The sequence below is a fragment of the Georgenia sp. genome (assembly GCF_054605595.1).
Genome location: NZ_JBTSDU010000130.1, coordinates 1 through 8,723, shown reverse-complemented (window position 1 = coordinate 8,723; position 8,723 = coordinate 1). Strand labels below are relative to the sequence as shown.

The following is an 8,723-nucleotide window of genomic DNA, read 5'->3' as shown; positions in this document are numbered from 1 at the left end:
AGACCGCTCTGCCGCTCCGTGGCGTCCTCCTGCAGCCGGGCGAGCCGCTCGACCTCCTCCGTGGCGCCGTCGAGCTGCTCCTCGGCCTCGCGCAGGTCCCGGCCGGCGTGCTCATAGGCCGAGTTGGCCAGGCGCACCGCCGTCGTCTGGCGCCGGGAGGCGACCTGGGCGTACCCGCGATAGTGCCGCAGGAAGTCCGCCGCCGCCCGGAGCGTGTCCTTGGCCTCGGTGATGCCCGCGCGCTCGTCCTCGAGCGAGCGGAAGGACTCCGCGACGTCGGCGACCACGGCCTGGTCCAGCGGGGCGAGGGCCTCGGTCAGGGCCGCGGAGAGCGCCTTCTCGTCGGGTCTCTTGGACAGCTGGGGCTGGCGGAGCTGGATGAGCAGGTCGATGAGGGCGGCGTACCGCTCCTCCCCCAGCCGGAACAGCGTCTCGTCCACCGCGCGGCGGTAGGCCTCCTGGGTGGTGTGGATGTGGCCGGACCCGGTGGACGTGAGCTCGTCGCGGAGCCGTTCCTGACTCAGCACCGTACGGTTGCCGTCGAGCAGCCGCAGGTCCCCGATGCGCCGCGTACTGGTGAAATACCAGGTCTTGACGATGCCACGGCCCGCGGCTGCCTTGAGGCCGATGCCCAGGGTGGTGAAGTGCTCCGTGCCGTCGTCGTCCACGCGCCCGAACTCGACCCACGAGTAGCCGGTGCGCTCCGAGTTCGGGTGGGCGCCACCCAGGAGCAGGTTCCAGTCCATGCGCTTCTTGGGGTCGGCGTCCGGCTCCACCCGCCGCGACGCGATCGAGCCGTCCAGCAGGAAGGGCAGGGTGAGGGCCAGGACCTTCGACTTCCCGGTGCCGTTGTTGCCGCGCAGGAGCAGGCGCCCGTCGTGGAACCAGAACTGCTCGTCGTCGTAGTAGAACAGGTCGACGAGGCCGAGCCGCAGCGGCTGCCAGCGCTCGTTGGTGGGGCGCGGCAGCGCGTCGGCGGGCTGCGCCCCGGGCGCCTGGCCGACGTCGTCGAGACCGGTCATCGCACTCTCCTCGTCGTGATGGTCGGTGCGGCCACGGCGAAGCGCCGCAGCGCCGGGAGCGGGTGGACGACAACCCCCGACCCGGCGCCGGTGACCCGGACCAGACCGAGCCCGACCAGCCGGTCGAGGGCGTCGGCGACGATGGCGTTCTCCGCTCCTGGTTCCTGGGCGGTCCGGCGCCAGTAGGCGGCGTGCTCCCTGGCGAGCCCGCGCACCCGGCGCCGTAGCACGGCGATGTCGGCGGGGCCGGAGGTGGCGAGCTGCTCGGCGAGCAGCAGCGTGGCATGACCGTCGGTGCCCTGCTCCGGCATGCGCACGTCGGTGAGGTGGTCGTCCGGGTCCACCAGAGCGATTCCTTCGGCGCGCATCTCGGGGACCAGCCCGGTGGCCTCGTTCAGGCGGTTGGTGAGCTGGACGCGCTGACCGACCAGGTAGGCGCGCTCGTCGTCGGGCAGCTCGTCGTAGTAGACGACCGGGTCGCAGAGCAACCGCCGCGTGACGGCGTGCCGCAGCCGCCTGGTGGACTCCTCCTCGGTGTAGGCCGGTGGCGGCTCGTGCAGTGCGGCCTCGATCTGGTCGATCGTCGGGTCGGACGGCAGTCGGGCATCGACGAGGCCGGGACTGTGGTCGGTCGAGAGCATCGTGGCCAGCACCCGCCGGTCGACGTCGTACAGGGCGTCGCCCCCGGCTGAGACGTAGGACTCCTCGTCGCCGGCCACCCGGACCAGCACGCCGTAGGTCAGCAGCAGCCGGATCGCGGCAACGAGGTCGGAGCGCTCCTCACGGCCGGTCAGGGTGAACGCCACAGCATCGAGGCCGGGCTGGCGGGCGGCGAGCACGATGTCCTCCGCGAGGCGGCCGAGGGAGACCTGCGGGTCGGAGCGTTCGAGGACGGCCAGCGCCAGGCACAGCAGGACGTAGCGGCGCCGGGTGAAGGGCGGGTCGCCCTTGCGGCCACGCGCCGGGTGCCGTTCGGCGATGGCGGTCGCCGTCGGGCCGTGGGGGACGTGCGCGGTCAGCAGACGCACGATCTGCGACTCGACGACGAGGCGCCAGCCGGTCTCCCGGTCGAACCACGCGCGCAGCGCGTCGGCGTGCCGCCTGGCCAGCCGGAACAGTTCGCCGTCGGTCTGCGCCCGCAGCACCGGGCGCACGAGGAGCGCCCGCAGGGCCCGGGTGCGTCCCTCCGCCTCCCGGCTCTCCAGCGCGCCGGAGATGCTGGGGGCCAGGTCGAGCGTGCTCATGCGTACGCCTCCACGGGCTCCTGGTGCGCGGCGCTCGGTTCCGGTAGGTCGACGGCTGAGGCGATGTCGACGAGGTGGTCGGGCCCGGACAGCTCGCCGTCGGGCGTGGTGAGCACCATGCTGCTCGCTCCCGGGATTCGGGTGAGGATGACGGTGAGCTCGCCGTCGGAGGTGTGCACCTGGGCGGTGGTGGCCCGCGGCCCCATGGCGGCGAGGGCGTCGCCGAGCAGGCCGAGGAAGAGCCGGAAGGCCGCCGGGTCCAGCTCGCCGAAGGCGGAGAGCGGCTGCGGTCCGTCGGTGAGGATCCGGCGACGAGCCGCCGCGGTCTGTTCCGCCTCGCGGCGGGAGCGCTCGGTCAGCAGCCGCTTGGCCTCGGTCCGGTCCGCGACGCGGACCGCCTTGCCGCGGCGCTCGTACGAGCCGCTCCGGCGCAGCTGGGGGCTGATCTCCAGCGGTGGCGCGAGCGCCCACGGCGTCGTGTTCCCCAGCCCGGCCGCCGCCCACGCGTCCTCGGTGGCTGCGGTGACGCTGAGGTGTCGCACCGGCGCGAGGCCGAACGCCGAGCGCCACAACCGGTGCCGGTCGGCGTCGGTGGGCACGGTGGCGAACCACCTCGCCAGCGTGAGGAAGTCCTGCGTCCGGTCCGTCCGGCCGCCCGCCTTCTCGTGCAGCGCGCGCACCACGGCCAGCAGGGCCGGGATGGCGGCTCGTGCCCGGGCGCGCAGCAGCTTGGACTCGCTTTCCCGGGCGGGGGTGCTGACGAACCACTCGGCCAGCCCCGACCACTGCCGCAGCCAGGTCTCGCGCACTCTCGCACGCGCCGAGTCGGCCTCCCCGGGAGCGGCGTCCGCGGACTCCCGCTCGGCGGCGGTCGCGGCGAGGAATGCCACGCCGTCGTCCGGGATGCTGGTGAGGAGGTCGGTGATCGCGGCCCCACGTGTGAGCAGGTCGTTGATGAACCGCTCGAGGTACTCGATGAGCTGTTCCTTGTACGCCAGGAAGGCTTCGACATCCGCGTCGTGGAGGTCGATGGTGCGTTGCATGGACCCCATGAACGCCACGGCGTTCTCGGCGAGCTCGACGAAGCGGTCGCGAAGGCTGCGCAGGGTCTGGTGGGTCACCGCCGAGTCCACCGGTTCGCCCGCCGCGTGGGCGGCGACGGTGTCACGGAGCTTGGTGAGCAGGACGACGATGTCCTCCAGGGCCACCGACTGAAGTGCGCCGCGGGTGCCGAGCGCGGCGTCGTACTGCGCCAGCGCCCGCTCCGCGGCCTCCCCCGGACGGGACATCTGGTAGAGCATCCGCCGCCGGTAGAAGTCCTCCAGCGCCGTGACCCTGCTCGAGTCGGGGAAGGCGAGCAGGTTCCCCCAGGCGGGCTGGGCCAGTCGCTCCAGCGCCTCGGCGACCGCACCGTCCTCGACGGGCTCGCCGTCGTCGGCACGCAGCACCGCACACACCTCCTCCGGACGTACGTGCACCGTGAAGCGCTCCTTCTCCGCCATGAGGGCGCGCATGACGCGCCGGTACACCGGGGCGTTCGGCGCACTGAGGTAGGCGAACGGCCCGTAGCTACCCGGGGCGCCAGCGGTGTCTGCCGAGGGTGTCTCGACCGAGGGGTCCGTCATGTCACCAGATCCTGCCATGCGGTACTGACACGCCTCGTCAGCTCCTGCCCTGCCCCGGGAGCGGGTGCTCGAGGTGCCGGCCGGCGCCGCCGGGCGGCCGGCGCCGCCGGGGGATGGTGGCCCGCCCTCCGCCGCGGACACGCGTGCCCGCGACGACGTGGAATCATCCGGGGTGCGGCCGGGTTACGCAGGGGTGAGGGACACCGCGCGCGACGACCAGCACCTGGCGGACGACCGGCACCTGGCGTTCGACCGCTACATCGTGCCCGAGATCCCCGTCCTGTACCGCGTGGCCTTGTCGCTCACCGGGCAGCAGGCCGACGCGGAGGACCTGGTCCAGGACACCCTGGTGCGCGCCTTCCGCGCGGTCGACCGGTTCGACGGCGCCCACCCGCGAGCATGGCTGCTGACGATCCTGCGCCACACCCATCTGAACCGCGTCCGGGTGCGCCGTCCCGTCCTGCTCCGCGACTCCGAGTCGCTCGAGCGGAACCTGGAGAACACCGGCCCACCGGCGGCTTCCGCAGAGGACGTGGCGATCAGCGAGGAGTTCGAGGCCGTCGTGGCCGACGCGCTGCAGGCCCTGCCGGACAAGCACCGCGCCGTCGTCACGCTCGTGGACATCGTGGGGCTCTCCTACCGGGAGGCCGCGGAAGTGCTGGGAGTACCGAGAGGAACAGTGATGAGCCGGTTGCATCGCGCGCGCGCCCGCATCCGGGCGCGGCTGGACGTCGCGGGCATCGCCCCGCGGGGAGGTGGGATGTGATGGACCTGTCGAAGCTCTCGCGCTCCGAATGCCACCAGGCCGCCCGGTTCCTCCAGCACTACCTCGACGGCGAGCTGGACATCGTCCGGGCCGCGTCCGTCGCCGAGCACCTCGAGACGTGCCGTAGGTGCGGGCTCGAGGCCCGCACCTACGAGTCCATCAAGATCGCGATCAGCGCGGCGAGCACCGCCACTCCCCCCTCCGACGACCCAGCGGTCGAGCGCCTACGCACGTTCGCCGAGGAGTTGTCCGAGCAGCGGGAGCACTGACCGGCGACGGCCCGACGTCTGCCGCACATGCGCTGCACGACGCATAGCCGTACGACGCCCATCGGTGCGGACCGGTGGGCGTCGTACGGCGTCGTGCGGGTGGTCCTGCGTCCGGAGCCGGGCGGTCAGAACGAGAGGAGCTGGTAACCCTCCACGACGAGGTTCCGCACGCTCGCGTGGCGCTTGTACTCCTCGAGCAGCGACCAGTCACCAGCCGCCACGGCCTCTCCGACGCCGTGCGCCTTGACGCAGAAGGCGCAGGCGCCGCGGGTGACCGGGCGTAGCTTCTCCACCAGCCCGTGCAGCGGGTGTCCCTCGGCGGACGCGGCCGCGAGCGTGTCCACGCCGGAGCCGTCGTAGACGACCGTCACGTCGTCCCCGGCCTCCAGGAACTCCACGGCTGTCATGAGCCCGCGGTAGGCGCGGGCCAGGTCCTTGGCCGCGTCCTCGTAGATGACGACGGCGACGCGTCGGCGGGTGTCGGTCGATGTGCTCATTGGTGGTCCCTCCTCGGACGGGCGCCACCGTGACGCCCCGATGCCCTGGAAACCCGCATCCCGGCCGGACGATTCCGTTCGTGAAGCGCGCTGCCTGGCGGCTGCCCGGTGTGACCGTCGACGTCAGGAAACGGCCATGACGGATGCCCCGACGTTCATGGTGCGTGACGGGAACGAGTCGCACGCGACATGTCGCCGATGTGGGTGCGTCAGGCGAGGGGTACGGCACCGGGCCGCCCGGCGAGGCAGCGGTCCGCCGAGGTGGAATCGCGGACCGCCCCAGCCGGGTTCCCGGGAATGACGGACCCGACGCACGGATCCCGACGCACGAATGCGGGACCCGACGCACGGGACCCGACGCACGAAAGCGACGCACGACGACACGGCACGGACGTCTGCCCCGGTCGTGGTCGGCGTGGCTCTACGGAAAGGTGAGGCGTGATGTTTCGATCGGTCATGACCCGGTCCCGTTGTCACCAGGTGGCACGGGTCCTGCAGGGATACCTCGACGGGGAACTCGACGTCACCCGGTCCCGCCGCGCGGCCGAGCACCTCGAGGTCTGCCGACGGTGCGGCCTGGAGGCCGACGCCTACGCCGCGATCAAGGTCGCCATCGGGGCGACCGGCGATGAGCTCGAACCCGCGTCCGCGGACGCCCTCGCCCGACTGCGTACCTTCGCCGACGACCTGGCGGGTTCGCAGCCGTGACCGCGGGACGGGCACCATGACCGGAGTGCCCCCGGACCTGCCACTCACGACGAACGGGCATCAGCGAGGCCGCCGCGGCGCGCTCAGGCGGTCGCGTGGCGGTGCCGCCGGGACAGCTCACGGTCGACGCCCGCAACGAACGCCTCGGCCGCGGCGAGCTTGGCGCGCAACTTGTCGCTACGTTCCGCGGCGGTCGCCCGTACATCGGCCAGGGCGGTGAGAAGGCGTTCCCGCTCGGCGTCGGGGGAGTGCTCGTCCCTGATCCGGCCCAGAATCGTCAGCACGTCCTTCATCTCCTCGATGGAGAAGTCGAGTGGCTTCATCTGCTTGACGAGTTCGAGCTTTTCCACGTCGCCCACCGTGTAGAGGCGGAACCCACCATCGCTTCGGCTCGACGGAGAGACCAGGTCGACCTCTCCGTAGTACCGGATGGTCCGCAAGGACAGGCCCGTGCGCTCGGCGACCTCACCGATCTGCATGTGGCCGGTCATGTCTTGCTCCTCGCTCGCTGTGGGCTTCGACTCTAACGTGCCCGACCCCTCGAAAACCTACCGTTACGTCACGGTAGGGTGTGGGTCTCGACGAGGCCGGCGGCCAGGTGCCGACTCGTCGGAGCCGGCGGTGGGAGGTCGAGCGTCCATGTGGCCGGGTAGTGCGACGTCGTGGTGTGCAACGTGTGCGACCGTGAGGTGATCACCGCACACCACGATCGCGGCAGCCCCTCACCGCCGGGTTACGTCCCGGCCGCCCGACAAGCCCCACCTGGACTGCGCCACCTTTCGCGGCCCGGGGCAGGCGAGAACTCAGGAGATCCCCTATGCGCCATGACGTCCTGACGCCCCCAGAGCGGGCCGACGTCGCTACCGAGGCCGCCCGCCGGCGGGCGTTCGCCGTCATCAGCCACCCCGACGCCGGCAAGTCCACTCTCACGGAGGCGCTGGCCCTGCACGCGCACGCCATCACCGAGGCCGGGCACACCAACGGGAAGAGCGGCCGCCGGCACACGGTCTCGGACTGGATGGACATCGAGCAGGCCCGCGGTATCTCCATCACCTCGGCCTCCCTCCAGCTGAACTACCGCGGCACGGTCCTGAACCTCCTCGACACCCCCGGGCACGCCGACTTCTCCGAGGACACCTACCGCGTGCTGGCCGCCGTGGACGCCGCGGTCATGCTCGTCGACGCTGCCAAGGGGCTGGAGGAGCAGACCATGAAGCTCTTCAACGTCTGCCGGCACCGAGGCATCCCGATCATCACGGTGATCAACAAGTGGGACCGGCCCGGCCGGGACGCCCTGGCCCTGATGGACGAGATCGCCGAGCGGACGGGACTCAACCCGACGCCGCTGACCTGGCCGGTCGGCATCGCCGGAGACTTCCGCGGCGTCCTGGACCGCGCCACGGGCGACTACGTCCGGTTCACCCACACCACCAGTGGTGCCCACATCGCACCCGAGGAGACCTTCCCCGCCGCCACCGCACGGGACCTCGAGGACCGGGCATGGATCGACGCGAGCGAGGAGGTGGAGCTGCTCAGTGCCGCCGGGTCCGACCACACGACGGAGACGTTCCTGTCCGGCCGCTCCACCCCGGTGCTCTTCGCCGCTGCGGTACGCAACTTCGGCGTCCGCGCCGTTCTTGACGTCCTGGTGGATCTGGCCCCCGCGCCGGGCCCCCGCACCACGCTCGAGGGTGCGGTGCGGGCCGTCGACGACCCGTTCAGTGCGTTCGTCTTCAAGATGCAGGCCGGCATGGACACCGCGCACCGCGACCGCCTCGCCTTCGTCCGGGTGTGCTCGGGCGTCTTCGAACGCGGCACGGTGGTCACCACCGCACGGACCGGACGACCTTTCGCGACGAAGTACGCCCAGCAGGCGTTCGGCCGTGAGCGCAGCGTGGTCGACACCGCGTTCCCCGGCGACGTCGTCGGGCTGGTCAACGCCACCGACCTCCAGGTCGGCGACACCCTCTACACGGGGGCTCCGGTCCAGTTCCCCCCGCTGCCGACCTTCGCGCCCGCGCACTTCACCGTCGCGCGCGCCGTCGACGCCGGCCGGCACAAGCAGTTCCGACGCGGCATCGCCCAGCTCGACGCCGAGGGCGTGGTCCAGGTCCTGCGTTCGGACCTCCGCGGCGACCAGGCACCCGTGCTCGCCGCCGTCGGCCCGATGCAGTTCGACGTCGCACGGCACCGCATGGCCAACGAGTTCAACGCCCCCATCCAGCTGGAGCCGCTGAACTACAGCGTGGCCATGCTCACGACGCCCGCCTGGAGCGCACCGCTGGCCACCGAACGTGGTGTCGAGGTCCTCCAGCGGACCACCGGCGAGCTCCTCGCCCTCTTCGTCGACAAGTGGCGCCTGCAGTCCGTCCGCCGCGCACACCCGGACACGGATCTCACGCCGCTGATCGCCGCTTGACGAACGACCTGGTCACTCGCGACTGCGGCGCCCCGCCCCGTCGTGAGACAACTCACCACCAACCTACCGTGACGTTAGATTAGAGTTGTCGACAGCGGCTGCTCCGGAACTGCTCGATGGACCTTGGTCCTCTCCCGGCCGGCGTGCCGACGGATTTTCCAGGTGTGATGACG

At 71.8% G+C, this 8,723-nt stretch carries 8 protein-coding genes and 1 pseudogene; 4 read left to right on the top strand and 5 right to left on the bottom strand.

Translation table 11 applies throughout. The features are described 5' to 3' along the window. The 3 genes and pseudogenes from ACYC1Z_RS12750 to ACYC1Z_RS12740 form a co-directional block, all read right to left on the bottom strand. Positions 1-1,022: pseudogene (locus tag ACYC1Z_RS12750) on the bottom strand (TIGR02680 family protein); the annotation flags it as partial. Beyond that, complete coding sequence (locus ACYC1Z_RS12745) at positions 1,019-2,266, bottom strand: TIGR02678 family protein (RefSeq protein WP_461409899.1); 1,248 nt, start codon at positions 2,264-2,266, stop codon at positions 1,019-1,021. The gene ACYC1Z_RS12745 and the pseudogene ACYC1Z_RS12750, both read right to left, overlap by 4 nt. Then, complete coding sequence (locus ACYC1Z_RS12740; protein WP_461409898.1) at positions 2,263-3,891, bottom strand: TIGR02677 family protein; 1,629 nt, start codon at positions 3,889-3,891, stop codon at positions 2,263-2,265. The genes ACYC1Z_RS12745 and ACYC1Z_RS12740 overlap by 4 nt, the downstream gene beginning before the upstream one ends. A gap of 193 nt (positions 3,892-4,084) precedes the next feature. On the opposite strand from ACYC1Z_RS12740, the gene ACYC1Z_RS12735 reads away from it, so the two are divergent. Further along, positions 4,085-4,657, top strand: a complete 573-nt coding sequence (locus ACYC1Z_RS12735; protein ID WP_461409897.1) for an RNA polymerase sigma factor — start codon at positions 4,085-4,087, stop codon at positions 4,655-4,657. Then, positions 4,657-4,926, top strand: coding sequence for an anti-sigma factor family protein (locus tag ACYC1Z_RS12730; protein ID WP_461409896.1), 270 nt, complete (start codon positions 4,657-4,659; stop codon positions 4,924-4,926). The genes ACYC1Z_RS12735 and ACYC1Z_RS12730 overlap by 1 nt, the downstream gene beginning before the upstream one ends. 125 nt (positions 4,927-5,051) lie before the next feature. On the opposite strand, the gene ACYC1Z_RS12725 is transcribed toward ACYC1Z_RS12730, so the two are convergent. Beyond that, entirely contained in the window at positions 5,052-5,423 is a 372-nt protein-coding gene (locus tag ACYC1Z_RS12725) for a sulfur reduction protein DsrE (RefSeq protein WP_461409895.1), read from the bottom strand. 441 nt (positions 5,424-5,864) lie between these two features. Here ACYC1Z_RS12725 and ACYC1Z_RS12720 point away from each other — a divergent pair, with 441 nt between their 5' ends. Continuing rightward, on the top strand, positions 5,865-6,131 hold the full coding sequence (locus ACYC1Z_RS12720) for an anti-sigma factor family protein (protein WP_461409894.1): 267 nt from the start codon (positions 5,865-5,867) through the stop codon (positions 6,129-6,131). Between the two features lie 83 nt (positions 6,132-6,214). On the opposite strand, the gene ACYC1Z_RS12715 is transcribed toward ACYC1Z_RS12720, so the two are convergent. Then, positions 6,215-6,622 (bottom strand): MerR family transcriptional regulator, encoded by a 408-nt coding sequence (locus ACYC1Z_RS12715; protein ID WP_461409893.1) that lies wholly within the window; start codon positions 6,620-6,622, stop codon positions 6,215-6,217. Positions 6,623-6,948: 326 nt separating this feature from the next. On the opposite strand from ACYC1Z_RS12715, the gene ACYC1Z_RS12710 reads away from it, so the two are divergent. Next, positions 6,949-8,550 (top strand): peptide chain release factor 3, encoded by a 1,602-nt coding sequence (locus ACYC1Z_RS12710; RefSeq protein ID WP_461409892.1) that lies wholly within the window; start codon positions 6,949-6,951, stop codon positions 8,548-8,550. The last annotated feature ends 173 nt before the right edge of the window (positions 8,551-8,723 follow it).